Consider the following 24,890-nt stretch of genomic DNA (forward strand, 5'->3'; position numbering starts at 1 on the left):
AAAAGTCAGGCGAAGGGGTGCATCAGCTGTTGAAGCGCATCGGCACGAGCAGGTAGCGGTAGTCCATCGATTCGTCGGAGTCCGACTCCTGCTGGCCGTTGAACTCGACCGGCTTGACCGGGGTCGTCATCTTCATGCGCACGAACGGTTCGGTGATCGCGGACAGACCCTCGATCAGGTAGCTCGGGTTGAAGGCGACGGTGATCTCATCGCCGTCCATATCGATGTCAAGCGTTTCGATGGCCTGCGCCTCGTCGACCGCACCGGCGGACAGCGTCAGCTCCTGGCCGGAGAAGGCCATGCGGATCGGCGCGTTGCGCTCGGCGACCAGCGCGACTCGCTTGATCGCATCGATCAGCAGCGTCCTGTTGATGATCGCCTGGATCGGATACTCGTCGGCGAACAGACGATCGACCGCCGGGAACTCGCCGTCGATCAGCTGCGAGGTCGAAGTGCGGCCGGCGTTCTCAAAACCAAGCAATGACGGGCTTTCCGTGTCGAAATCGAGGACCACGTTCTGGTGTTCGTCGAGGGAGCGGGCCACATCGCGCAACAGGGAGCCGCGCACCAGAGTCGTGGTGTTCACGTTCTCGTCCTGCGGCGTCCAGGTGAAGCTGGCACGCGACAGGCGGAAGCGGTCGGTCGAGGTCATGATCACCTTGTCGCCGTCGAACTGCATGCGCACGCCGGTGAGGACCGGGCGATTCTCCTCGCGGGAGACCGCGACGCACGCCTGAGCGACCGCCTGCACGAAGGTCGGCGCGTCGACCTGGCCCAGTTTCGGCGGAATTCCGGGCAGATCGGGGTATTCGGCGGCCGGCATCAGCTGCAGGGTGAACGTCGACTTGCCCGACGTGATCGTCATCGTCGACTCGTTCGTCGCGAGGTAGGTCTTCTCCGCGGGCAGTGACTTGGTGATGTCGGCGAGCAGCTTGCCCAGAACGAGCACCGCGCCGGACTCGTCGACGCCGGCCTCGATGTGGTGTCGGGCCGAGATCTCGTAGTTGAACGCCGAAAGCTGCAGCGTTCCGTCGATCGCTTCGAGCTTGATGCCGGCCAGAATCGGGTTGGAGGGACGCGTGTCGATGACGCGAGTGGTCCAGGCCACTGCGTCCGCAAGCGCGGCGGAGTTGATTTCTACCTTCATGGGTGCCTCTTTCGTCTGATGCTGGGTTGCTGTACGCATGCGTACCGTCGCGTGCGCAGCGGTTTGTCGACTGCGATTCATTCTAGTCGCGGGTTTCGTGCCCCACTTTCGGGAGCTCGCTCCGCTCGCGCAAAAGTGGGGCAGAGGATTACGATCAAAAGGAGAGAACGTAAGTAATCGTCGTAATAAGGGCTGTGGATAGTGTGGAAAAGTGGGGCGACGCGTTCCGGCGCTTGGTGTCCCACTATGGCGACGATTGTGGATAACTGGTGCCAGGTGCTGTGGATAACTTATCGACTTATCCACAGCCTCCGACTCGAGAGTGGGTCATCCACATTCGGGGCCTTGTTTCCCACAGGTTATCCACATCGGAATGGGGACTAATCCACGGGTTCTCCACCGATGTTACCCACATTTGTGAATAACTATGTGGATAACTTTTCTTCGATTCTACGCGATCATCGGAGTGTTGCGACGCATTTTCGACTGGGAGAATCGTTTCTGGCGATCATTTTTTCACGTTTTCGCAGACTTCGCCGTTGAAGTGTGAAAAACGTTCGCCACAAACGCTTCAGATGGACGGAGAGCGGAACCGGCCGGACCGTCCCGAAGCGCGATTTCGGCGTACGATCCCCCGATTTGTGGGACTCCGGCGACTGGGGGAGAGACCACCCGCGAAGGCGGGCTATCCACCTTACTGCCGAAGGTCGGAATTGCCCTGCTTGAGGCGCACGGTCAGCTGCATCACGTAGTTGTAGACCTCCTGACGCTCCTGCATCTCGTTGCTGATGCGGTCGCAGGCGTGCATCACCGTGGTATGGTCCTTGCCGCCGAACACCTTGCCGATGTCGACGAGGCTCAGACTGGTCATCTCGCGCGTCAGATACATCGCGACCTGGCGTGCGATCGCGATGTTCTTCATGCGCGACTTGCCGGTGATGTCCTCGAACGTCAGATGGAAGTAGCGCGCCACCTGACTGATGATGTCGGTGGGCTTGACCTCCACGTCGGTGGTGAAGAAGTCCTGCAGCGTCTGCTCGGCCATCGCGCGTGTGACCGGCTGGTTGCTCAGCGCGGCGACCGCGGTGACTCGGGTCAGCGCGCCCTCCAGCTCGCGGATGTTCTCGGTGAATCGCTCGGCGATCAGATCGAGCACATCGTTGGGGATGTTGCTGTGGTTCGTCGAGGCCATCATGCGCAGGATCGCGATGCGGGTCTCCAAGTCCGGCGGCTTGACGTCGACGGTGAGACCGGAGTCGAAGCGCGAGATCAGACGCGCCTCGAAGCCCTTCAGGTTCTTCGGCGCGACATCGGAGGCGATGACGATGCGCTTGTTCGCCTGATGCAGCGCGTTGAACGTGTGGAAGAACTGCTCCAGGGTGGCCTCCTTGCCGCCAAGGAACTGGATGTCGTCGATGAGCAGGACGTCGACCTCGCGGTAGCGCCGGTTGAACTCGGCGATCTGACCCTGCGACTGGTTCGGATTCTGCAGCGCCTCGATGAACTCGTTGGTGAACTCCTCCGAGTTGACGTAGCGGACCTTCAGGGTCGGGTCCTTGACGAGCGCGTAGTTGCCGATCGCGTTGAGCAGGTGGGTCTTGCCCAGACCGGATCCGCCGTAGATACACAGCGGGTTGAAGTCTCGGCCGGATCCCTCGGCCACGGCGAGGGCCACCGTGCGGGCGAAACGGTTGGAATCGCCGGGCACGAACGTGTCGAACGTCGCGTTCTTGTTGAGATGCGTCTGCGGATCCTGCGCCACGCGGTTGCTGCTGATCGGATACTCGGGACGGGTCGGGGCCGCGTTCTGAGTGGCGATCGGTCCGGGCATATTCGTCGGCATGTCGGCGGGCACGTGGGGGACCGGACCTCCCGCGCCGAACGGTTCGTGCGACAGTTCCGACACGGTCTGCGGCCGCTGCGAGATCGTCGCGGTGGCGGAACGGCCGGATCGCGCGGTCTTCGCGATCTTGACGGTCGAACCGTGCGATTTCGCGGACTTGCGCTTGACGATCTTGAACGCCGGCGTCATCTCCTCGCCGGTGACCATGTGCAGCGCGTCGAGCAGCGGCTGGTTGAGCTCGTTCTCCAACGCCTGACGCGTGCCGGTGTTCTCCACGCACAGCACGATCGTCGTGCCGAAGATCGCCTCCGGATACACGCCCTCGAACCAGCCTCGGTCGCGGGCGGACAGCGTCTTGTTGTGCTTGAGCAGCGACAGCGTGTCGGACCAGATGCGATTGGCGTGTGCGACGGGGTCGTTCGACTGCGCGGCCATACCTGTTCCTCCTGTCCCGCTCGAAACGAATAAAGTGCGGACCCTATTGTTACTCATATGCCGGGAGTTATCCACAGGCTTGCGTGTTGCAATCACTGGATTGTGAATAACATCCGTGTAATTTGTGGATAACTTTTCTCCGTCGATCGGCGTCATTGCAACGTTTCGCCATGAATGAACGGCGGACGGCCGCCGGACGAATTGTGAATGAAATGCCTCCGTGTTGACGTTGGGGGAGGGGTGAGGGTAGTTTGGTATAGCTTGACTCACGTGAGAGCCGCGCGTCAGCGCGGCCGAAAGACCTAGGAGCAATTATGAAGAGGACCTTCCAGCCTAACAACCGTCGTCGTCACATGAAGCACGGCTTCCGTACGCGCATGCGCACCCGTTCCGGCCGCGCGCTGATCAACCGTCGCCGCGCCAAGGGCCGCAAGACCCTGTCCGCCTGATTTCCGATTCGACGGCAGTAACGCAAGTGGAACGGCTGAAAAGCCACAGCGAATTCGTCGCGGTGCTCAAACGCCGCCACAAGGTATCCCGTAACGACATCGTCGTGCACTATCTGGTGCGCGACGATTCGTATACGAAGGGGGTTGTGGCACTGGAGGACCGCAGGCTGGGGCTTGCCGTATCCAAATCGGTCGGACACGCCGTCACCCGTAATACGGTCAAACGTCGTTTCCGAGTGTTGGCCGCGAAATACGAGGATCGTCTCCCCGTTGGGGTCGATGTCGTGGTTCGCGCGAAACCATCGGCCGCGCAGGCATCGTTCCAGTCGTTGGACGGACAGATGGCGGCATGTTTCGCGTCGATCGCGAATCGAATCGACGGGGCCGGTGGGGCTGACCGCGCCGGACAGGGGCGATGAGCCGGTGATGTGCCGGTGATGGCCGTCGGTGAGTTGATGGTGCGCGCGGTGCGCTGGTACCAGCGTCATTTCTCCGCGCATCGTGCCGTGCCATGTTGTCGGTACTATCCGAGCTGCTCGAACTATGCCATTGAGGCGATCGAACGATTCGGTGCATGCCGTGGGGGACTCCTCGCCGTGCTGCGCCTGTTGCGCTGCCGGCCGTGGAGCAGGGGTGGCATCGACGACGTACCGCAACGGTTTTCCGTGTTCTATCGGTTCTCGTGGTCGAAGGCCCACGAGGAGCCGCGGTTGACGCCGCTGCCGGATGACGAAGTTAAGGATTCCGTACGATGATTAATCAAGATCAATTCCTTCTGGACTCGGGCTTCTGGGGTTGGATGTACAAGATTCTGACTCCGGTCGAGTGGCTCATGACGCAGATCATGAACATCTTCCACGAGTTCCTGTCGCTGTTCATGCCGCGTGTCGGCGTGTCGTGGGTGCTGTCGATCATCTTCCTGGTGCTCGTCGTGCATGCGTGCATCTTCCCCATCTACTACAAGCAGATGAAGTCGATGCGCAAGATGCAGGCGATCCAGCCGAAGATGATGCGCATCCAGAACAAGTACAAGGGCAAGACGGATCAGGCCAGCAAGGAGGCCATGAGCCGTGAGATGATGAAGCTCTACCAGGACAACGACGCGAATCCCGCCGGTTCGTGCCTGCCGTTGCTGGTACAGGGCCCCGTGTTCATGTGCATGTTCTACACGCTGTCCGCCATTCCGTTCATCGCCCGCGGCAAGCGCGCTGCGCTGGGCGCATTCGACGTGGCCACCGCCAAGGAGTTCGCGCAGTCCAAGGTGTTCGGTCTGGTGAGTGTGACCGACGTCTTCGGCACAGCCGATATCACCGGCAAGGTGTTCATCGGCATCTTCGTTGTGTTGATGATCGCCTGCATGGTCTTCATGCAGTGGATCAACATGAAGAAGAACATGAACCCGGCTACGATGACCGGTCAGGCCGCCACCATGCAGAAGACGATGCTGTGGATCTTCCCGCTTATGTACGTCTTCTCCGGTGCGACCATGCCGTTCGCCGTGCTGGTCTACTGGCTGACGAACAACGTCTGCAACCTGCTGCGTACGTTCTGGCAGATGTATGCGTTCCCGACTCCGGGCTCGCCCGCCGCGGACGCCAAGGAGATCCGTGACCACAAGCGTGAGAACGAGCGTCGCGCCAAGGCCGGGCAGATGTCCCTCGAGGAGGAGGAGCTGCAGAAGGCCAAGGAGGATGCCGAGCGCAAGGTGAACGAGGGATACCAGCGTCAACAGCCGCAGCGCAAGCGCAAGAAGAAGTAGCGGTACGCCGAAGCGGTGTGCTTGCATAACTGAAGAACTGAGTAAGTGAGGCCCGGTGGTTCGCGTGGAACACTGGCATGATGCATGCATGCGTCGTGTTTCACGTGAAACGCCATATGGTGTTCGGATCGGTTTCACGTGAAACCATCGGGCCGCACGAGTGCCGTTTCACAACGTAGGAAATGGTGCCGTGGGATTAGACTTGAAACCAATACCCCTGTAAGAAGGAGAACACAATGGCCTTGGATGACGATAAGACGGTGGACCAGCTCAACGATGAGGCCGACATCGCCGCCGATTACCTTGAAGGTCTGCTGGACATCGCCGACTATGAAGGCGATATCGAGATGGGCGTGCGCAACGGTCGGCCGATGGTGCAGATCGTCGCTGACGATGACACCGACATCAAGCACCTCATCGGGCGCAATGGTGAGGTGGTCGATGCGCTGCAGCAGCTCACTCGTCTCGCCGTGCAGCAGAAGACCGGCGAGCGTTCGCGTCTGATCGTGGACGTCGACGGATTCCTCAAGCGCAAGCGTCAGCGTCTGCACGACATCGCCCTCGACGCGATCGACGAGGTGAAGGAGACCGGCGAGCCGGTCGATCTGAAGCCGATGAACTCCTTCGAACGCAAGGTCATCCACGATGTGGTTCGGGAGGAGGGCCTGCGTTCCCGTTCGCATGGCGAGGAGCCGCGCCGTTACGTCACCGTCTATCTGCGTGCCAACGCCGGTGCGGATGACGTCGATGATGACGATGTCGAGGAGACGGGCGAGGAGTGACGCGGCGAGAGCCTGACTATGAGTAGAGGAGCATGATGGCTGATCAACTTGACGGTTCGCCGATCCTTGAGGAGGTGCTCGGCGACGCCTTGGAACCTCTCAAGGCGTTTCACGTGAAACTTGCCGAGGAGGGGGAGCCGCGCGGTCTGATCGGTCCGCGCGATGTCGACATCATCTGGGAACGACACATCCTCAACTCCGCGGCCATCGTGCCGTATGTGCGTGAAGCGACGGAGGGCATGCGATTCAAGAGCGTGGCCGACGTCGGCAGTGGCGGGGGATTCCCCGGTCTGGTCGCCGCCGCATGTCTTCCCGATCACGAGTTCACGCTGATCGAGCCGATGGAACGTCGCGTGGCCTGGCTTGCCGAATGCGTCGACGAGATGAAGCTTGAGAACGTGCGGATCGAGCGCGCGCGTTCCGAGGAGGTCATCGCCGCAATGCGCAAGCGCCGCGACATGCATCCGTTCGCCGTGGTCACCTGCCGTGCCGTCGCCCCGATGACCAAACTATCCGGATGGACGCTGCCGCTGCTCAAGCCGCAGGGGCGGTTGGTGGCGTTGAAGGGCCGCTCCGCTCAGGCCGAAATCGACAAGGCGGCGAAGGAGATCGCGAAGCGTCATGGTGTGAATCCGCGGGTGGTCGAGGCTCAGGTCGGCCCCGGTCTGGAACCTACGCACGTGGTGCTGGTGGATAAGCGCTGAAGGACACTTATCCACAATTCGAGAGAGTCGGAAAAGTTATCCACAAATTCGTGTTTGAAGACGGACAAGCGGAAAGCATTGTGATTATTGGGATCGCAAGGATGAATCCGTCGTCGGTCGTCGAGTAACGGTCAAGTTATCCACACTTATCCACATTTTTGTGGATAAGTGTGGAAAGCCGGTTTCCATGTCCATGCGGATAGGGAGACTGGAGCGAGTTTTATGTTGTCAAGGAGGAGTCATGGCTGAGGAACGGAATCCGATGGAGTCCGCCGAACAGACATTGCAGCGCATCTTCGGAGAGGGGAGTTCCCCGGTCGGAGCGGAAATCGCTCAACTGTCCAGTCGCTATGCGCGCCTGCAGAAGATCACATACCCCAAGCCGGCAAAGACGCGACTGATCGCCGTGGCCAATCAGAAGGGCGGTGTCGGCAAGACCACGTCCACGGTGAACGTCGCCGCCGCTCTGGCGAAAAGCGGTGCTCAGGTGCTGGTCATCGACATGGATCCTCAGGGCAACGCCTCCACCGCGTTGGGTGTGCGTCACACTTCCGGTGAACCCTCAGTCTACGACGTGATCGAAGGACGTCTGAAGCTCGCCGAAGTCAAGCAGCCGTGCCCCGACTTCGAGACGCTTGACGTCGTGCCTGCCTCCATCGACCTGTCCGGTGCGGAGCTTGAGGTCGCGGATCTGCCGAACCGCAACACCCTGCTCAAGGATGCCGTGGACGAGTACCTCGCCGCTTCCGAGGTGCATTACGATTACGTGTTCGTCGACTGCCCGCCGAGCCTGGGCCTGCTGGTCATCAACGCGATGTGCGCCGTGCATGAGATGCTCATTCCGATTCAGGCCGAGTACTACGCGCTCGAAGGTCTCGGCCAGCTCATCAACACCATCGGCCTCGTGCAGAACCACTTCAACCCCAGCCTCACCGTATCGACGATGCTGGTGACGATGTTCGATCGTCGTACGCTGCTCAGCCGTGAGGTCTTCAACGAGGTCAAGAGCCACTACCCGTCCATCGTGCTTGACACGACGATCCCGCGTACGGTGAAGATCTCCGAGGCGCCGAGCTTCGGCAAGAGCGTCATCGCCTATGACCCGCATGGCATGGGCGCGATCTCCTATTCGGAGGCCGCGCTGGAGATCGCCCGACGTTCCTCGAACGTGCTGGACGCCATCGAAGCCCGAATGAAGGAGGCCTGATATGGCATCGAAATCGCGTCTTGGTAAGGGGCTTGGCGCGCTGTTCCCCGATCTGCCGGGCGAGGATCCGTCGATTGTTTCACGTGAAACTAAGCGTGTGATCAATGAGGTCGTGCAGAAGCAGGAGGCGGGAAAGTCGCTCGAGCCGAAGCCGAAGGCTGAAGTGGCGCCTTCGCATCCCCGGGTCTCAGTGCCGTCGATCGTGACTCCGGCGACTTCGTCGCAGCAGGAGTCTCCGCTGGAGGCAGCGCATTCGGCGAAGAAGTCCGGCGGCAAGGCGAAGCGTGCCGCGATGCCTGCTCTGGGCGACATCGCCCATCCGAGCGATATGTTCTTCAACGACACCGCCAGTGCGGATGCTTCCGCCGTCGAGACAACCCCTGCCGATCGACAGGGGAGTGATGCTGCAAAGCAGAACGCTGCCGATGTTTCACGTGAAACAGAGAACAAGGACAAGAAGGATGCCGAATCCGAAGAGCCGCAGCTCAAGCCGGTCGAAGGCGGATATCTTGCTGAGCTGAAGCTCTCCGACATCGGTCCGAACGCGCATCAGCCGCGCACGGTGTTCGATGAGGACGATCTCAACGAGCTGTCCGCCTCCATCAAGGAGGTCGGCATTCTCCAGCCGATCGTCGTACGGAAACGTCCGGCCGCGCAGATCGAGGAGGCCCGCAGGAAGCAGGCGGATCACAAGCCGCTCAACCAGTTCGATGGTCGACTCGACAGCACGTACGAGCTCATCATGGGAGAGCGCCGTTGGCGTGCCGCCCAGCTGGCAGGTCTGGAGACCATCCCCGCGATCGTCAAGACGACCGCCGACGATGACATGCTCCGCGATGCACTGCTCGAAAACCTGCATCGCGTCGCCCTCAATCCACTCGAAGAGGCCGCTGCCTACCAGCAGATGATCGATGAATTCGGTCTGACGCAGGCGCAGCTGTCCAAGTCGGTCTCGAAGTCGCGTCCGCAGATCGCCAACACGTTGCGACTGCTGAACCTGCCGAGCACCGTGCAGAAGAAGGTCGCCGCCGGCATCCTCACCGCCGGTCACGCCCGTGCGCTGCTTGGTCTTGGTGACGCCGAGGCAATGGACAAACTCGCGAATCGCATCGTCGCCGAAGGACTGTCGGTGCGTTCCACCGAGGAGATCGTCGCGATGGCGAACCTCGAGAACAAGGACGCGAAGAAGCCGAAGACCAACAAGAACAATCCCTGGGCCGGATCGCCGATCCAGACGAATCTTGAGAACCACTTCGACACCAAGGTCTCCATCAAGGGCACCCCGAAGCACGGTCGCATCGAGATCGTCTTCTCGTCCCCCGAAGACATGGACCGCATCCTCTCCCTCCTCATGCCCTCCGCCGAATCCGACACCGCAACCCCCGACGGAGCCTCCGCTACAGACGGCAAGTGGGTCTGAGTGATCGCCCCGGCCTCCTCTGACGGGACGTGGCCGTAAAAGCAAGCAGTAATCTGGCCCCCTCTGACGAGGGGGCTGGCAGCCGAAGGCTGACTGGGGGAGAGAGGAAAATACGGCCCGAACGGGCCGCAAAAAACACAGCATCGGCCGAAGGCCAATTCCAAAATCAAAGCGAGTTCGTTTTGGCAAGTTGGTGTCTGTTGCGTCTACTGTTCGCCTTGTCCGCTTGACTCGGGGGATTCAGTGTGAAAAACGCGGGGAATCGCGCTGAGTCCCACGAATCCAGGGGATTCAACGCGGTTGTGAGCGATTTTGTCGTTGAGTCCCACGGCTTGAACGCCCGCCCTGCGGCCGTCTGGCGGCCATGTCATGGAAATCGTTGGAATTCCGCCGTTTTATAGCGGTGTTGATGGGGCGTTCCCCGTCCGGTGACGGTGCGGGCGGGTGTTGTTGCGGGACTCAGCGCGAGAATCGCAGGAAATCGCCTTGAGTCCCACGGATTCGTGGGACTCAAGGCCGGAATCGGCCTTGGCTGCGTTGAGTCCCTCGCGAGGCTTGTGTGTTCAATAGAAAGTGTGCCGTGTGGGCGTGTGGAAAACGCTCTTCTCTTACTCTCTCAATGGCTCAGAACAAATAGCCACCCACGAAAACAGCATATCGCTGAAAAGTGTGTTGCGCTGTGGGTGAGCGGGGGCGGTGGTTTGCTAGGGTGGGGTGCATGACTTTGCATAATGTGGTGATTGTTGGTTCGGGGCCTGCCGGATACACGGCGGCGATCTATCTGTCTCGTGCAGGCTTGAAGCCGCTGATGGTGACCGGTGCGCTGACGCCGGGTGGTCAGCTCGTCAATACGACCGAGGTGGAGAACTTCCCCGGTTTCCCGGATGGTGTGATGGGTCCGGATCTGATGGATGCGATGAAGGCGCAGGCTGAGAAGTTCGGCACCGAATTCGATCATGCCGATGTCGAATCGATCGTCGAAGTGCCGGCCGAAGGCGACGACGTCAAGCCGACCTATCACCTGACGCTCGATACGGGGGATGAGCTCGACGCCCGCGCGGTGATCGTCACCACGGGTTCGACGTACCGCAAGCTCGGCGTGCCCGGCGAGGTCGAATACTCCGGTCACGGCGTCTCGTACTGCGCGACCTGCGACGGCTTCTTCTTCCGCAACAAGCCGATCGTCGTGGTCGGCGGTGGTGATTCCGCATTCGAGGAGGCGCTGTATCTGACGCGCTTCGGCTCGTCGGTCACGCTGATCCACCGTCGCAATGAGTTCCGCGCCTCGGCGATCATGGTCGAACGTGCGCGTGCCAACGAGAAACTCACGCTGCTCACCGATACGGTCGTCACCGCGATTCACGGCGAGGCTCCCGCCGCCGCGCCAGCAGCCGCTGCGATCAAGCCGGCAGGGCAGGGGATCCAGCTCAATCTCGGCAAGCCGACGAACGGCATCTCGCTGGGTAATGCGGGCGGATTGTCTCTTGCGGCTCCCGCGGTCGGCAATGTGTCGAGCATCGATATCCGCAACACCGTGACCGGCGAGACCGGCACGCTGGATACCAAGGCCGTGTTCGTGGCGATCGGACACACGCCCGCCACCGGCTTCCTTGGCGATCTCGTCGACAAGGATGAGGACGGGTACGTGCTGGTTGACGGAGCCAGCACGCGTACGTCGCGTCAGGGCGTGTTCGCCGCGGGTGACTGCGTCGATCGCGTGTACCGTCAGGCGATCAGCGCGGCGGGCATGGGATGCCGTGCCGCGCTTGATGCGCAGGCGTATTTGGCGTGATCAGCGGAAGTAGGCGCTGGTGACGTTGATGGTGATGATGTCGGAGGCGTCGGCTCCGTTGGCGGCGGTGCCGGACTGACCGGACTGGCTGCTCTGATCGTTATTGCTGTCTCCGAAGGGGACGTCGTTGAGGTTGTCCTCGGACGGCCACTCGTTCTGCTGCACCTTCGGATCCTGCGGGTTCGAGCTGCTGCGATTGAACAGGTACACGGCACCAACCAGCAGTGCGATCAACACGAGTGCGGCCACGACCAGCAGCACAGTGGCGGTGGTCATGTTGCCGAGCAGACGATGATCGGACAGATCCTCGTGCGCATCATCGGCCGGATCGCGATCAAGCATCGACTTCGGCTTGAAGCTCGGCGGATGATTCATATCGAAACCGCTCGCAACCGGACGCGGAGGCAGCGCCGGGCTGACCGGGATGGCCGGCGGCATCGAACCACCGGCGACACCAGCGGCATCCGAAGCACCGTGACCATGATGCGAGGCGTCATGCGCGGTGTGCGGACCTGCATGCGGGGCAGCCGCACCGCCATGGGCACCGTCCGCCGCACCCTGAGCACCTTGAGTGCCCTGAGCATGATCAGTGAGATCATGCGCGGCACCCGCCTGCGCAGCGCCATGACCAGCTGCGGTACCGGCATGCTGTGAGACGGAAGCATTGCCGCTAGTGCCGCCATTGCCGGAATGTCCGTTCGGCGCGGCAGTCGCGGCACCGTTACGTCCGCCGTGTCCGCGGCGATCACCGTCCGACGCATGGTCGATGCGCGCGCCATCCGCCTCATGCGGGTTGACGAAATCCTCGAAGCCTTCGATGGACATGTTCTCCGGATCGCGCATATCGATGGCGACGGTCGGCATGTTCGATTCGTTGATGATCGGAATACGCGACGTCTCTTCCCCGGTGTTCAGATCATCCGGCAGCGAGACGGGGGCGGGGTAGACCTGGAACGAGAAATCGTTGACCAGATCCTCGGTGCGATGCTGCACGTCATGACCGGCGGCATTCGCCTGACCGATACGATTCCCGGCAGTCCCCGCAGTCCCGGCGGCATTCGTCCCGGTGACCCCGGCACCTCCGTCGGAAGCCGGCGTGACATACGAACGTGCGGCGATGCGGGCTCGCTCCTCCGGCGGCACGTTGCGACCCATCGCGAAGAAATCATGCGGGGAGTACTCCTTGAACGATTCCTCCATGTCGGCGAAGCTCTCCGCGTTCTGCGCGGCGACGATCGCATCGGCGTGACGAGCGGCCTCCTGCTCGCTTGGCGCGCGATGGATCTTCAGCTCCGGCAGACGCTCGTTGCTGACGTCCTCGGCGGGCAGCTCGGCCAGTTTCGCCTTGGACAGGTCGCGTACGGCCACCGTCGAGATCGAGCCTTCACCGGCATCGGACGGCAGGGCGATATCGCGGTCGGAGAGTTGCGCCAACGGCGTCCATTCGCCGAGTAGCGCGGTCAGCTCGCCGAGCGTGAGCATCGGCTCGCCGCGCTTGCCGGTGTTCGCGTTGGGCAGTTCCAGACCACGGGACAGGATCACGTGGAATTCGGTGGGCATGTCCGAATCCAGCGAGGACAGATCGTATTCGGTGTCGAGTGTGACCGGCTTGCGCTTGAGCATGCCGTACATCACGGCGGCGAGCTGACGGATCGCCAACTGCTCGGTGGGCATGCCATCGGGGGCGCCGGTCGGTTCGGACAGCAGCGCCGTCAGCGGGACGTCGGCGATCTCCAGACCGTCGACGGACACGCGGATCGTATCGGTCGACAGACGCGGCACCTCAAGGCCGGAGACGATGGTCGCGGCGTCGCCGATCACGGATCGGATCGCCTCATAGCTGAGCGTGCCGCGGGCCTTGCCGCGCAGATACTCGGTCAGTGACAGGCCCTTCTCCAGCTTGGTGACGAGCACGGCCACATCGCCCGCCCTGCGGAACTGGAGCACCGGGGTCAGGCCGTCCTTGAGGCCGGCCGTCGAGGCGAGGGAGGAGATATCGTCGAGCGTCTCCGGAGCGGTGAGAATGAACAGTTGGCAGTCCTGCGCCAGCACGCGGTCGTTCGCCCTCCAGGCCTGAACGCCGGGCTCGTCGCGCAGCAGGGCGACCAGCATGTATCGGTTGAAAAGCGTGTCACCCAACTGAGGCTTCATTGTTCGTTTGACTCCATACTGCCCGATTGTGGAAAGGTGTTGCGGCCGACCCTGAGGGCCTGCCGCGCTGTTGTCATTCTAACCATGGGGCTAGGCATACGGAATCGTTCCTCGGGGTGATTGTGGAGTGATTTCGTGCCGGTTTTCGGGCGGAGGAAGCAGCGACTGTCAGGGGCGCATGTGACGGGGCGGACGCGGGGTGCGCAGGAATCCTGGGAGGTGATCGCCGAGACGGCCGCCCAGACGACGGTTCAGAGCGCCGAGCAGACCGGTGAATTCGTCGCAGCGCAGCACGACGAGCATCACCGCGTAGATGACGGCGGTGATCACCGTGCCGATCACGCAGAAGACGACCGCCTGCAGCCAGCTCAGCCGCCCGCGTGACAGGTCGGCTCCCAGCAAGCTCATCAGCGGATCGGTGAGCAGCCACACGGCGGCGCCCGCCAGCACGGCCGCGACCAGCGCCTTGAGGAACGTCGCGGTGATGCGGCGGCCGTCCAGATAGCCGTCGAACCGCCGACGCAGCATGAGCACCAGCAGCGGGAAGCTCAGCACGTAGCTCAGCGTGATCGCCAATCCGATGCCAGCCGTCCAGTAGCGTGCCGGCGCGAACATCGCGATGCCCACCTCGATGACGATCTGGATCACGCTGGCCAGCAACTGGAACAGGAACGGATGCTTACCGTCCTCGAACGAGTAGAACGTGCGCTGGATGAGCAGGTACGCGCTGGTGAGCGGCAGGCCGAACGACAGGGCGATCATCGGTCCGGCGATCAGCTGCGCCTCGGGCACGCTGACGCTCGGCAGCAGGGCGATCGTGATCGGCACCGGCATCACGATGATCGCCATCGCGAAGTACATCATCATCACGCCGACGTTGCGCAGCGCGCCGCTTAGATCGGCTCGCGCCTCGTCGATGTTGTGATCGGCCACCGCGCGCGAGATCTTCGGGAAGATCGCGGTCGCCACCGACACGGCGATCAGCGAATACGGCAGGATGTACAGCGTGAACGCGTTCTGGTACGAGCCGTTGCCCGCGATGCCGTACAGGTCGTTGCCGGCGAACGGCGCACCGTTGGAGATGCGCGCGTTGATGATGTTCGTCAGCTCCTGCAGGCCCATCACGCCCATGCTCCATGCGGCCACCGGTCCCATCGCCTTCAGTCCGATGCCGGAGACGCCCCATTGCGGGCGATAGCGGATGCCGGTGCGCATCAGCGGCACGAACAGGATCAGCGCCTGGAACGCGACGCCCAGCGTCCACGTGCCGGCGGTCAGGAAGATTTTGTCCTCGCTCCAGAACTCCAGCGGCTGGCGGCTGGCCGGCCCGAACAGCACGAGGAACGCGGTGAAGCCGGCGCAGCTGATGACGTTCGCGCCCACCGAGCTCCACGCGTAGGTGGCGAACTTGTCCTTCGCGGCCAGGATCTGGCCGATCACCGTGTACAGGCCATAGAAGAAGATCTGCGGCATGCACCACAGCGTGAACGCGTTGACGAGCGCGCGCTGCGCCTCGTTCCAGCTGGAGTTGAGGTACAGCATCGTCAGCAGCGGGGTGGCGGCCATCATCAGCAGCGTCATCGCCGTGAGGATCGCGATGGCGAGCGTGATGAGCTTGTTGAGGCGATCCTGTGCGTCATGCTCCTTGAACGTGCGCACGATCTGCGGCACGAGCACCGCGTTGAAGATGCCGCCGGAGATCACGGTGAACAGCACCTGCGGGATCATCGCGCCGGTCTGGTAGGCGTTCGCGGCGATGCCGGTGGTGCCGAGGCACGCGGCGAGCAGAATCGTGCGGATCTGTCCGGTAAGACGGGAGGCCATGGTCCCCGATGCCATGATCAGGGAGTTGCGGCCGACGTTGGAACTCATTCGTCGGGGTCCTTCTTGCGGTTGAATTGACGCCACAGGCCGAGCACGCCGAGCAGCACGGCGAGGCCGATGATGACGAAACCGGTTTTGTCGCTGATCTTGAGCACGCAGTTGATCGGGGTGTCCTGCGAGAGACCGAACGCCTGATCGGTGCGATCAAGCAGCGTCACATGCGCGATCGTCGAGCCGGATGTGGCCGCGCGCAGCGTGAACGTGACCTGCGATTCGGACTTCGGCGCGATCGTCACCGTCGTCGTGCGCGAGGTGACGATCTCCGGCGAATCGGTGATCGACGACAGGCGGATCGTCACCGGATAGGCGGTGGTGTTGCTGATCGTGACCGGCATCGACGCGGTTTCCGACACCATCGTGACGGCTTCGGACGGCGTCAGATGCACGCCGCCAAGCAGATCGTCGGCGAGCCTTCGTGCGCCCGCGGACACGGTTCGGGAGGCGTCGGCCACCTCGGAGCTGCCGCCGTCCGTCGACAGGGCGTGCAGCGCGAGCTCGTTGTGCGCGGCGAGCAGCGTGCTGATCCACTGCGAGGGACCTCCGTCGGGCTGGGTCTGGGAGGCGTTGCGCGGGCTGGCGTTGGCATCGCTGTCGAGGATCGCGTCGCGGAAGCGAAGGATGTCACCGTGGCTGTCGGCCAGCGCGGTGAGCGTGTTGTTGAGATCGGTGATGGCCGAGTCGGAGAGCTTCGCCTCCTTGGGCGTCTCCTCCTTCGCGCTCTCGCCGCTCGCATGCGGCGTCGCCTTGGCGAGCGTGTCCAGATCGGTCAGCTGCAGCCAGGTCGACTGTTCGATCGCGGTCATGAACGCGTCCACGGTGGCGGGGGTCTCGCCTTCGTCGAAGCAGACCAGCAGATTGCGGTCGTTGTACGGCTGTTCCATCTGATAGAACGCGCTCTGTGCGACGAATCGGGCGATGCGTCCGGCCTCGCTGGTCTCGGCCGTCGCCCTGCGACTGGTGGCCGTGCCCTTGATGAGGTTACTCAGCTCGCGCTGTTCGACGAGTACGGTCACATCGCCGGCCTCCGTCGGCACGATGGTGGTGCCGGTGTGCACGGTGCTGGCATCCGCCGATTCGAAGTCATGCGTGGCGATGACCGTGCCATACCCCTGCTGTCTGGCCGCGGTCAGGGCCTGCAGCGTCCACTTGGCCCTGCCCTGCCAGGCGATGGTGCCGGTCGACGCCTGCGGGTCGTTGACGGCGGCGCGGTAATGCGCGATCGCCGCGCTGGCGTTCCACGCCTTCGTGCTCACGCCCGCCGCGGCATAGGCCTGATCGTCGGCGCGTGCGGCGTAGGTGGTGATGTCGAAGTCGGCCGGCTGCATGACCGCGCTCACCTGCGGCGGCGTGGCCAGCGCGTCGAGATACGTGGGGTCGGCGACGGTTTCGAGCCCGCTGTGCTTGGTCAGCACTTGGGCGAGCATGCGGTCGAATCGGGTGTGATCCTGCTCGAGCGTGACGGCGTCGGAGGAGGTACCGTTCGCGTTGCTGGTGGCGGAGGCATCGTTGGCGCCGTTGCTGTTGGCGCCGACGATGGTATCGCCCGTGACCAGTCCGTTCAGCTTCTCGTCGTTGGTCGTCCAATGCGAGCTGGTCAGCGGCATGGCGACGGTGAGCTTCATCGCGGGAGTCGCGGTGCCCAGGCCACTCGACGAACGCGTGAGGAACGTGCGCAGCTGCGCGCCGTCCGCCGTCGATCCGTCGCCGGGCGTGTAATCGACGAGCAGCGGCTTCGGACCCCAGTTGGTGATGCGCTTCAACGCGTCGGCGTCGGCCGGCACGTCGACCGTCATCGTGACGGACTTTCCGGCATCGATCGCCGGCACGTCGACCGAGCCGAGCAGGGACGGCGTGGGGATGCGGTTCTCCGCCTGCGCCCACTCCTGCATGTCAGTGCGCGAAACAAACGTGTACATCGGATTGACGGACAATGTCAGCGATCCGGCCGCCCACGTGCCGTCGCCGGTGTTCGTGATCGTGGCGGTCAGATGGTAGCCGGACGTCGCCGTGACGACCGCGGTGGCGGATACCAGTGCGATCGTGTGCCGCTGCTGTGCCGCGGATGTCGTGGATCCGGAGGTTCCGTCCGTGTCTGCCGTGTCGTCCGCCGTGGTGCCCGCGGCCTGTGCGACGGTCGTCGGTCCGGCCACGCCGGCCACACCGATCATGCCGGCCAGAACCGCGACGACGAGCAGCAGTCCGCCCAGAACACGCCCCCAACGCGCGTGGAGGGTGCGAAGGGCGTAGAGGGTATCGTGATTCACTCGTCTGCCTGCCTGTTCAGTTTCCTCGCATACAACCATGCGATCTTGCGCTCATTAGGATAACTGAGCACGTCGTCCAGATCCTTGAAATCAACCCAGATGGCGTCCTCGGCCTCATGGTCCGGGTCCCCCTCGACCGTCAACGTGCCGCCGATCTGCCGCAATGCGAAATGATGCACCAGCTTGTGCACGCGCTGCGTCGTTCCGGTGAACCAGTAGTCGATCGTCGCGATCGAATCGACCACCTCGCCCAGAATGCCGGTCTCCTCGTGCACCTCGCGCACGGCCGTCTGCTGGGGCGATTCGCCCTTTTCGATATGCCCCTTCGGCAGACACCATTCGAGATGTCCGCTGCGCGAATGGCGGGCGATGATCGCCACGCGCCCGCGCTCGTCGAACACCAGACCGCCGGCCGAATACTCGCGCACGACCGGCAGCTCCTGCGCGTCGAGCGAGGCGAACTTCGTCGGGCCGTCGGAGTTGCGGCGACGCGGCATCATCGCCGGGGTCGGGCCGGATGGCTTCGCCGGCTTCATCGGTTTGCGATGATGCGCGAGCGTCGCCGGCGAGACCGCCTCCGAGACGCGCAGACGCGCGAACACCGTCGCCGGCGTCGGCATCGACGACGGGGCCGTGGCCTCGACCTCGTTGCGGGAGACGGTCTGCGTGGCGGTGATGGTCAGCGTCACGTCGGTCACGTCGGTCATGCCGGTCTCGGCCATGACGGCGGCGTCATCGGCCATGCTTGCTACGTCGTCGACGACACGGGGCATCGCAGCCGCCGCAGCGGCGTCCGCAGCGTCGTCGGGATCGTCCACGTCCTTGATGGAACCCTTGGAATCATTGGATTCCCGCCGCTTCGGAGAGGATTCAGACGTGTACATCAGCACGTCCTGCTCATACCCGTTTTGGGCATGGTTGACCGCGGCAGGGGCGGCATGACGAAGCATGCGCGCAAGGTCCGCGGGCGTAATCATGCCTTCCACCTTACTCAAGTCCGTGTGCAATTGGAGTAACGGTATGCTGGTAGGCGACAAGAAAGCCAGAAAACGTGCGAAAGGGATGTCGTGAATTTCGAAGTATGGCCGGAGGCCATTGAACTTGGCCGCATGTTCGCCGCAGAGGGATACGAACTGGCGTTGGTCGGCGGGCCGGTGCGTGATCTGCTGCTGCACCGGCACAGTCACGATCTCGATTTCTGCACGTCCGCGAGGCCCGAGCAGTTCGAGCCGATCCTGCGCCGCTTCGGACATGATGGCTTCTGGGATATGGGCCGCAAGTTCGGCACGCTCGGTGCGATGCGCCGCCGTCCGGACGGCACCGAGGTGCAGGTGGAGGTCACCACCTACCGTTCCGACACGTATGACCCCGATTCGCGCAAGCCGGAGGTCGCCTACGGCGACAGTCTCGAAGGCGACCTGTCACGTCGTGACTTCACCGTCAACGCGATGGCTCTGCGCGTACCCGATCTGGAGTTCGTCGACCCGTTCGGCGGTGCGAACGACCTTGCCAAGGGCGTGCTGCGTACGCCGGTCGACCCGCGTCAGTCGTTCGACGACGATCCGCTGCGCATGATGCGCGCGGTGCGATTCGTCGCCCAGCTCGGCTTCTCGATCGAGCCGGAGACCGCCGAGGCGATCAGCGCGATGACCGATCGCATCTCCATCGTCTCCGCCGAACGCGTGCGCGACGAACTGACCAAGCTGATCCTCTCCGACCGGCCGCGCGCCGGCATCGAGGCGCTGGTCGACTCCGGTCTGGCTGCGATCGTGTTCCCGGAGATCCCCGCGCTGGAACTGCAGATCGATGAACATCACCGCCACAAGGACGTGTTCGAGCACACGATGATCGTGCTCGAGCGTGCCGTCGCCCTGGAGACGGACGACGACGGTCCGGTGCCGCGGCCGGATCTGACGCTGCGACTGGCGGCGCTCATGCACGACATCGGCAAGCCGAAGACCCGCAAGTTCGAATCCGGCGGCAAGGTGAGCTTCCACCATCACGACGCGGTCGGCGCGAAGCTGACGCGCAAGCGCCTCAAGGCACTGCGCTTCGACCATCACATCGTCGAGGACGTGAGCGAGCTGGTGAATCTGCACCTGCGCTTCCACGGGTACGTGGACGAGCCGTGGACCGACTCCGCGGTGCGCCGCTACGTCAAGGACGCCGGACATCTCTACGAGCGGCTCAACCGTCTGACGCGCGCCGACGCGACGACGCAGAACCGCCGCAAGGCGCATATCTTCGCCACGGCGATGGATGAGATGGAGGCGCGCGTCCGCGAGCTCAAGAAGAAGGAGGACTTCGACGCGATCCGCCCGGATCTCGACGGCAACGAGATCATGTCGATCCTGGGTCTCGAACCCGGTCCGATGGTCGGACGCGCCTACAAGCACATGCTCGACTATCGCCTCGATAACGGCCCGGTCGAGCACGATGTGGCCGTGGCCGAGCTCAAACGCTGGGCCGCGGAAAACAACTGAGCCTGAGCGTTTGGGCTCAGGCTCAGGCGTTCAGACGGACGTGATCAGACGTGATCGGTTGAACGATCAGTTGATCTCCTTATGCGTGAAGGTCTTGGGCAGGCCGGCCTTCTGCATCTCCTCGGTGGTCTTGCAGCCTTCGAAGTCGACGATCGTGCTGCCCTGCTTCTTGACCTCCGACTCGCTGCGCAGGTTGTTGAAGGAGCCGCCGACGACCACGTCGACGGTACGGTCCTGGCGATCGTCCATCTTCATGACGGCGTCGGTGAAGTACTGGTTGAGCGTGTAGGCGGGGTTGATGGCGTTCACGCCGAAGTAGATCGTCGTGCGCTCCACCTTCTTGGACTTGTAGTTGTCGACGTTCACCACATTGAACTGCCGGTTCTTGAGCGCCTCGCTCACCGCACCGGCGAGACCCCTGAACTCGGTGCCGTTGAGCACCTCGACGGGAACGGTGGAGTTGTCGGACCACTTCATCGCCGAACCATCCTCGTTCTTCGCCGCGCACGGCACGGCCACGCCGTAATTCGGCTTGACGGAGTTCTGGGACTCCTTGTCGATCCTGATCACGCCGAAATAGAGCAGGAACGAGGCGATCAGCGCCACCACGAGGACAGCGCCGACGATGGAGAACACCGTCCTCTGGCGCCGGCGTACATATGCCTTGCGTGCCTCGCGCTCATCATACTGTTCGGCCATTGCTTCCCTTTCGTTCGCTGTGCTGAGAAGTTACCTTAGCGTGCAACCGTGACGCTGATATGGGGGTGGATATGGGGCCTGGCGGGGGCTTCCGCCGCGATGATCCGGTCCACCGCGCCCGAACGCTCCCAGGCCGCGAGCACCTGCCGACGCACCGCGGGAGTAGGCGTGAACGCCACCACGGACGGCCCCGAACCGGAGACGAAGGCGTGCCTCGCGCCGGCCTCGAGAGCCGCGTCGACCGCCTGCCCGCTGCGCGGATGCAGTCTGATCGCGGCCTTCTGCAGATGGTTGCGATCGCCCGATCCGGCGCCGATCGCATCGAACAGGCGATACACGTCGGGCGTGCTCAGCTGCGTGCGGTATGCGCCGACGAGCAGTGCGCCTGCATAGCCGTCGGCACGCAGCGCGCGTTCGGTCTCGGAGCCTTCGTCGATCGACTCGATGACCTCGCCGTACCCGGTGCCGCGCGCGTAGCCGCCGGCCACGCAGAACGGCATATCCGCGCCGAGCGTCGCCGCGACCTCGCGCAGGCGTTCGATCGGCCAGTTGAGCCCCCACAGCTTGTCGAGCGCGAGGATCGTGGCCGCGGCGTCGGCCGAACCGCCGGCGAGTCCCGCACCCACCGGAATGCGCTTGTCGATCGTCAGGGCGATGTCCGGTTCGCGTCCGGCCGCCTCGGCCATCGCGAACAGGGCCATCACCGCGTGATTGCGGCGCATATCCGCGGACGACGATGCCAGATCGCCCAGATGCTTGCCGGCCAGATCGAGCGAGAAGCCGGTGCCGGCCGGTTTGACGGCCGCGCTGACGGTGTCGGTCAGGCTGATCGCGCAGTAGATCGTGTCGAGTTCGTGGCGTCCGCCCCATTCGGCGCGGGAGGCGCCGACCTCGAGCGTGAGATTCGTCTTGGCCGGGCAGTCGACGCTCACCATCGCCGGCGTATCGGGGCGATGTTCGGGTGCGGTTGCCGTCACGGGTGAGCCCGCGGACAGGGCGGTTGCGGCGCTCATGCCTGCGCCTCGGTCTCGGTCTGGGTCCCGGCGTCGGCCGAGGATTCCAGGGCGATCACCGCGCTCGCGAGGGCGACGAACTCGTCGATCGTCAGCGTCTCGCCGCGACGGGTCGGGTCGATGCCGGCGGCCTCGAACGCGCCGGCCGGAACGGTCTTCTTCAACGCCGCGTGCAGCGTCTTGCGACGCTGGCCGAACGCCGCGTCGATGAGACGGAACGTGGCCTCACGCAACTGCTCCGAGCCGCGTTCGGGGCCACGGTGGAACGAGACGAGCGCCGAGTCGACGTTCGGCGCGGGCCAGAACACGTTGCGCCCGATGACGCCGGCTCGTCCGGCCTCGCCGTACCAGGCGAGCTTGACGCTCGGAGTGCCGTAGATCTTGTTGCCCGGCTCCGCGGACAGACGATCGGCGACCTCCTTCTGCACCATCACGAGGAAGGAGTCGAGGTTGTCGAAGCGCTCCAGCAGCGTGAGGATGATCGGCGTAGCCACGTTGTACGGCAGGTTCGCGACCAGCGTGAACGGCTTGGACGTGTCCGCGAACTGCGGCAGAACCCCGGGGCCGACGGTCAGGGCGTCGCGATTGACGACGGTGAGTCTGCCGGACGCCTCGGGCATGAATTCGGCGATCGTATCGGGCAGACGCTCGGCCAGCGGCGGGTCGATCTCGACGGCGGTCATCGTCGCCCCCGTTTCGAGGATCGCGAGCGTGAGCGAACCCAGACCCGGGCCGACCTCCAGCACGTGCGTATCGGCGTCGACGTGCGCCTCGCGCACGATGCGGCGCACGGTGCCCGGGTCGATGACGAAGTTCTGGCCGAACTTCTTGGTCGGGCTCACGCCGGCGTCGGCGGCGATGCGGCGGATGTCGGCCGCGCCGAGCAGATGGCCGGTTCCGGCTGCCGCCTCGGGCGTTGCGACCGGTTCTATCGAAACCGTCTTCGGCTCGCCCGTGTTCTCCTGTGCTGTGTCGTTCATGTCACCGTCCGTGTTGCGTTGCGTGCGTATTGAGTGCATTAGTACCAGTTGTTCTTCAGCCAGAATTCCTTGGCCTTGGTGGGGGAGCCGTAGCGGCCCGAGATGTAGCTCAGACCCCAGTCGATCTGCACCGCACCGTCGTCCTGCCAGCCGGTGCCCATCTTCGATCCGGGCAGGGCCTGCGGGATGCCGTAGGCGTCGGAGGACGGGTTGTCGGCGTTCCACCGCCAGCCCGATTCATGCTCCCAGATCCACACGAGGGCGTCCCACTCGGCGCCGGTCCAGCCGCGCTGTGCGGCCGCGGCCGCGGCGTAGGTCTTGGCCTGCGAGATGCTCGGATGCCACAGGCGTCCGCTCGTCGAGCTGCCGCCGGAGTTGTTCGAGCTGCCGCCGGAGTTGCCGGAGTTGTTCGATCCGCCGGTGTTCGTGTTCGGCTTGCTGGTCGAGCCGGAATTGTTCGAGTTGCCCGAGTTGCTGGACGAGTCGTCCGCGCCGGGCTTGTTCGTCGAACCGGAGTCGTTCGGCTTGCTCGTGTCGGTGTTCGGTTTCGACGTGTTGTTGTTCTGGTTGTTCTGGTTGTTCTGGTTCGTGTCCGGTTTGCTCGTGGACCCCGAGTTGTTGGAGTTGTTCGAGCTGCCGCCGTTCGACGAACCATTCGACGAACTATTCGACGACCCTGTCGATCCCGATCCGGAATCGCCCTTCCCGGACGTCGTTCCGGAATCCGACGAATCGCCCGAATTTGTCGAGTTGTCGGTGGTGTCCTGTTTCGCCGGACCCACCGCGATGATCTGGTCGAGCGCCACCTGCGTCGTCGTCTCGCTGTTGAGCGTCTCGCTCTCCTTGACGCCGTCGACGTACGTGACGTCATAGATCTGCGTGATCGAACCGTTGACTCCCTGCTGACGGACCACGGTCTGACCGGGCTGCAGCGAGTCGTCGACGACCGTGCGAGTCGTGAACGGCACCGTCTTGACGCGCGTCTCCTGACCGTGCGTGACGCGCTGGACGCGCAGGATCGTCGTGCCGCCGTCCTTCGTAACGGTCACGCGATCCTCCTTGCCGACGTTGATGCCCTTCGAATCGAGGATCGACGCGGCAGGCAGCTTGCCGTTCGGCGCGACGGACGTCTTGCCGTCGGCGATGACCGTGACCGGACCCTCGCTGTTGATGACGAGCCCGCCGGTCAGCTGGTTGTATACGTTGCCGATGTTGACGGTGATCTTCGAGGCCTGCTTCTCGTTCGCCCTGAAGAAGCCGATGAGCTGGTCGGCGCTGTCGGCGACCGTCCAGAACGGGATCTCCTCGCCGTCGACGTTGACGGTCGTCTGGAAGGCGCTGCGCACGGTGACGACCGCATGATCGGCGAGTCGTTCGCCCGACGAGGATTCGACCAGATCATGGCTCTTCACGTCGATGCCCTGCTCCTGCAGGAGGCGATCCACGCTCATCGCGTACGTCTGCACGGTGGTCGTCTTGCCATTGACGTTCAATGCGACGGCCTTGCGCGTGGATAGGCCGAACGTGACCGCCATTGACGCCACGACGGCCGTTACGCACACGGCCACACGGATACGGCGCAACATCACAAACCGTTGCGGGGTCCATCGCCGTGCCATAATTGCAAACCTCATTTCCCGCCCGATGCTCGTCCGCAACACCACTTCGCGACGACGGGCGCACTCGGAGCCCATCGTAGCGCACCATGTGCGAAGAAAAAGAAAAAGGGGGCGGGAGAGAAGGGGAAGTTCCCGCCCCCTGAAACCGGACTGAAGCAGGTTGGGGGACGCTCCAGTCCTACCTAGGAACCGTAATCGGGGGGAAGGCTCCCAGGCGACTTACCCGTGTTAAGTATTGAATGTGCACCCCCTGTGCGCA

General features: G+C 63.4%; 20 protein-coding genes. 10 read left to right on the forward strand and 10 right to left on the reverse strand.

Annotated features, from left to right (window positions below; genetic code table 11):
- Positions 1 to 22: 22 nt before the first annotated feature.
- Both dnaN and dnaA read right to left on the reverse strand, forming a co-directional pair.
- Positions 23 to 1,147 carry a DNA polymerase III subunit beta gene (gene dnaN / locus EMB92_RS06750; protein WP_043166251.1) on the reverse strand — a complete coding sequence of 375 codons (1,125 nt, stop codon included), beginning with the start codon at positions 1,145 to 1,147 and terminating at the stop codon, positions 23 to 25.
- 694 nt (positions 1,148 to 1,841) lie between these two features.
- Positions 1,842 to 3,581, reverse strand: coding sequence for a chromosomal replication initiator protein DnaA (dnaA, locus tag EMB92_RS06755; RefSeq protein WP_395951877.1), 1,740 nt, complete (start codon positions 3,579 to 3,581; stop codon positions 1,842 to 1,844).
- Positions 3,582 to 3,739: 158 nt separating this feature from the next.
- Between dnaA and rpmH the strand changes: the two genes are divergently transcribed.
- The 9 genes from rpmH (at position 3,740) to EMB92_RS06800 (ending at position 11,538) form a co-directional block, all read left to right on the forward strand.
- Positions 3,740 to 3,874, forward strand: a complete 135-nt coding sequence (gene rpmH, locus EMB92_RS06760; RefSeq protein WP_043166247.1) for a 50S ribosomal protein L34 — start codon at positions 3,740 to 3,742, stop codon at positions 3,872 to 3,874.
- 26 nt (positions 3,875 to 3,900) lie between these two features.
- Positions 3,901 to 4,293 carry a ribonuclease P protein component gene (rnpA, locus tag EMB92_RS06765; protein ID WP_150394230.1) on the forward strand — a complete coding sequence of 131 codons (393 nt, stop codon included), beginning with the start codon at positions 3,901 to 3,903 and terminating at the stop codon, positions 4,291 to 4,293.
- A 36-nt stretch (positions 4,294 to 4,329) separates the two neighbouring features.
- Complete coding sequence (yidD, locus tag EMB92_RS06770) at positions 4,330 to 4,629, forward strand: membrane protein insertion efficiency factor YidD (RefSeq protein WP_081887411.1); 300 nt, start codon at positions 4,330 to 4,332, stop codon at positions 4,627 to 4,629.
- Positions 4,626 to 5,633, forward strand: coding sequence for a membrane protein insertase YidC (yidC, locus tag EMB92_RS06775; protein ID WP_150394231.1), 1,008 nt, complete (start codon positions 4,626 to 4,628; stop codon positions 5,631 to 5,633). The genes yidD and yidC overlap by 4 nt, the downstream gene beginning before the upstream one ends.
- Positions 5,634 to 5,869: 236 nt before the next feature.
- Positions 5,870 to 6,415, forward strand: coding sequence for a Jag family protein (locus EMB92_RS06780; protein ID WP_140445348.1), 546 nt, complete (start codon positions 5,870 to 5,872; stop codon positions 6,413 to 6,415).
- Positions 6,416 to 6,450: 35 nt separating this feature from the next.
- A complete protein-coding gene (gene rsmG, locus EMB92_RS06785) occupies positions 6,451 to 7,119 on the forward strand; it encodes a 16S rRNA (guanine(527)-N(7))-methyltransferase RsmG (protein WP_150394232.1) in 669 nt (222 codons plus the stop codon).
- 262 nt (positions 7,120 to 7,381) lie between these two features.
- The gene (locus tag EMB92_RS06790) at positions 7,382 to 8,326 is read left to right on the forward strand and encodes a ParA family protein (RefSeq protein WP_052119194.1); all 945 of its coding nucleotides are present in this window, start codon (positions 7,382 to 7,384) and stop codon (positions 8,324 to 8,326) included.
- A 1-nt stretch (position 8,327) separates the two neighbouring features.
- Positions 8,328 to 9,746: a ParB/RepB/Spo0J family partition protein gene (locus EMB92_RS06795; protein WP_150394233.1), complete on the forward strand. Its 1,419-nt coding sequence runs from the start codon at positions 8,328 to 8,330 to the stop codon at positions 9,744 to 9,746.
- Positions 9,747 to 10,464: 718 nt separating this feature from the next.
- Positions 10,465 to 11,538: an NAD(P)/FAD-dependent oxidoreductase gene (locus tag EMB92_RS06800; protein ID WP_150394234.1), complete on the forward strand. Its 1,074-nt coding sequence runs from the start codon at positions 10,465 to 10,467 to the stop codon at positions 11,536 to 11,538.
- Here the strand turns inward: EMB92_RS06800 and EMB92_RS06805 are convergent, their stop codons facing one another.
- The 4 genes from EMB92_RS06805 to EMB92_RS11490 form a co-directional block, all read right to left on the reverse strand.
- Complete coding sequence (locus tag EMB92_RS06805) at positions 11,539 to 13,677, reverse strand: protein kinase family protein (RefSeq protein WP_150394235.1); 2,139 nt, start codon at positions 13,675 to 13,677, stop codon at positions 11,539 to 11,541.
- Positions 13,678 to 13,857: 180 nt separating this feature from the next.
- Complete coding sequence (murJ, locus tag EMB92_RS06810) at positions 13,858 to 15,561, reverse strand: murein biosynthesis integral membrane protein MurJ (RefSeq protein ID WP_150394236.1); 1,704 nt, start codon at positions 15,559 to 15,561, stop codon at positions 13,858 to 13,860.
- Positions 15,558 to 17,837, reverse strand: coding sequence for a DUF6049 family protein (locus EMB92_RS06815; protein WP_190973593.1), 2,280 nt, complete (start codon positions 17,835 to 17,837; stop codon positions 15,558 to 15,560). Before EMB92_RS06815 ends, murJ begins: the two co-directional genes overlap by 4 nt.
- Positions 17,834 to 18,814 carry an NUDIX hydrolase gene (locus tag EMB92_RS11490; protein WP_190973594.1) on the reverse strand — a complete coding sequence of 327 codons (981 nt, stop codon included), beginning with the start codon at positions 18,812 to 18,814 and terminating at the stop codon, positions 17,834 to 17,836. Before EMB92_RS11490 ends, EMB92_RS06815 begins: the two co-directional genes overlap by 4 nt.
- A 90-nt stretch (positions 18,815 to 18,904) precedes the next feature.
- Between EMB92_RS11490 and EMB92_RS06825 the strand changes: the two genes are divergently transcribed.
- Positions 18,905 to 20,320 (forward strand): CCA tRNA nucleotidyltransferase, encoded by a 1,416-nt coding sequence (locus EMB92_RS06825; protein ID WP_150394237.1) that lies wholly within the window; start codon positions 18,905 to 18,907, stop codon positions 20,318 to 20,320.
- 66 nt (positions 20,321 to 20,386) lie between these two features.
- Here EMB92_RS06825 and EMB92_RS06830 read toward each other — a convergent pair whose 3' ends face one another.
- The 4 genes from EMB92_RS06830 to EMB92_RS06845 all read right to left on the reverse strand — a co-directional run bounded on the left by EMB92_RS06830 (position 20,387) and on the right by EMB92_RS06845 (position 24,631).
- Complete coding sequence (locus EMB92_RS06830; protein WP_150394238.1) at positions 20,387 to 21,019, reverse strand: LytR C-terminal domain-containing protein; 633 nt, start codon at positions 21,017 to 21,019, stop codon at positions 20,387 to 20,389.
- Between the two features lie 35 nt (positions 21,020 to 21,054).
- Complete coding sequence (locus EMB92_RS06835) at positions 21,055 to 21,954, reverse strand: 4-(cytidine 5'-diphospho)-2-C-methyl-D-erythritol kinase (RefSeq protein WP_223847625.1); 900 nt, start codon at positions 21,952 to 21,954, stop codon at positions 21,055 to 21,057.
- Between the two features lie 74 nt (positions 21,955 to 22,028).
- Positions 22,029 to 23,012, reverse strand: coding sequence for a 16S rRNA (adenine(1518)-N(6)/adenine(1519)-N(6))-dimethyltransferase RsmA (gene rsmA, locus EMB92_RS06840; RefSeq protein WP_150394240.1), 984 nt, complete (start codon positions 23,010 to 23,012; stop codon positions 22,029 to 22,031).
- 38 nt (positions 23,013 to 23,050) lie between these two features.
- Positions 23,051 to 24,631, reverse strand: a complete 1,581-nt coding sequence (locus EMB92_RS06845) for an aggregation-promoting factor C-terminal-like domain-containing protein (protein WP_150394241.1) — start codon at positions 24,629 to 24,631, stop codon at positions 23,051 to 23,053.
- Positions 24,632 to 24,890 lie beyond the last annotated feature (259 nt).

This window comes from Bifidobacterium callitrichos (assembly GCF_008698085.1).
In the GTDB taxonomy this organism is placed as follows: Bacteria; Actinomycetota; Actinomycetes; order Actinomycetales; family Bifidobacteriaceae; genus Bifidobacterium; species Bifidobacterium callitrichos.

Bases quoted from the DNA above. Each gene is read 5' to 3' on its own strand.
- dnaN (WP_043166251.1), bottom strand. From the start codon at position 1,147: ATGAAGGTAGAAATCAACTCCGCCGCGCTTGCGGACGCAGTGGCCTGG.
- dnaA (WP_395951877.1), bottom strand. From the start codon at position 3,581: ATGACGCCGATCGACGGAGAAAAGTTATCCACAAATTACACGGATGTT.
- rpmH (WP_043166247.1), top strand. From the start codon at position 3,740: ATGAAGAGGACCTTCCAGCCTAACAACCGTCGTCGTCACATGAAGCAC.
- yidD (WP_081887411.1), top strand. From the start codon at position 4,330: ATGGTGCGCGCGGTGCGCTGGTACCAGCGTCATTTCTCCGCGCATCGT.
- yidC (WP_150394231.1), top strand. From the start codon at position 4,626: ATGATTAATCAAGATCAATTCCTTCTGGACTCGGGCTTCTGGGGTTGG.
- EMB92_RS06780 (WP_140445348.1), top strand. From the start codon at position 5,870: ATGGCCTTGGATGACGATAAGACGGTGGACCAGCTCAACGATGAGGCC.
- rsmG (WP_150394232.1), top strand. From the start codon at position 6,451: ATGGCTGATCAACTTGACGGTTCGCCGATCCTTGAGGAGGTGCTCGGC.
- EMB92_RS06790 (WP_052119194.1), top strand. From the start codon at position 7,382: ATGGAGTCCGCCGAACAGACATTGCAGCGCATCTTCGGAGAGGGGAGT.
- EMB92_RS06795 (WP_150394233.1), top strand. From the start codon at position 8,328: ATGGCATCGAAATCGCGTCTTGGTAAGGGGCTTGGCGCGCTGTTCCCC.
- EMB92_RS06800 (WP_150394234.1), top strand. From the start codon at position 10,465: ATGACTTTGCATAATGTGGTGATTGTTGGTTCGGGGCCTGCCGGATAC.
- murJ (WP_150394236.1), bottom strand. From the start codon at position 15,561: ATGAGTTCCAACGTCGGCCGCAACTCCCTGATCATGGCATCGGGGACC.
- EMB92_RS11490 (WP_190973594.1), bottom strand. From the start codon at position 18,814: ATGATTACGCCCGCGGACCTTGCGCGCATGCTTCGTCATGCCGCCCCT.
- EMB92_RS06830 (WP_150394238.1), bottom strand. From the start codon at position 21,019: ATGGCCGAACAGTATGATGAGCGCGAGGCACGCAAGGCATATGTACGC.
- EMB92_RS06835 (WP_223847625.1), bottom strand. From the start codon at position 21,954: ATGGTGAGCGTCGACTGCCCGGCCAAGACGAATCTCACGCTCGAGGTC.
- rsmA (WP_150394240.1), bottom strand. From the start codon at position 23,012: ATGAACGACACAGCACAGGAGAACACGGGCGAGCCGAAGACGGTTTCG.
- EMB92_RS06845 (WP_150394241.1), bottom strand. From the start codon at position 24,631: ATGGCACGGCGATGGACCCCGCAACGGTTTGTGATGTTGCGCCGTATC.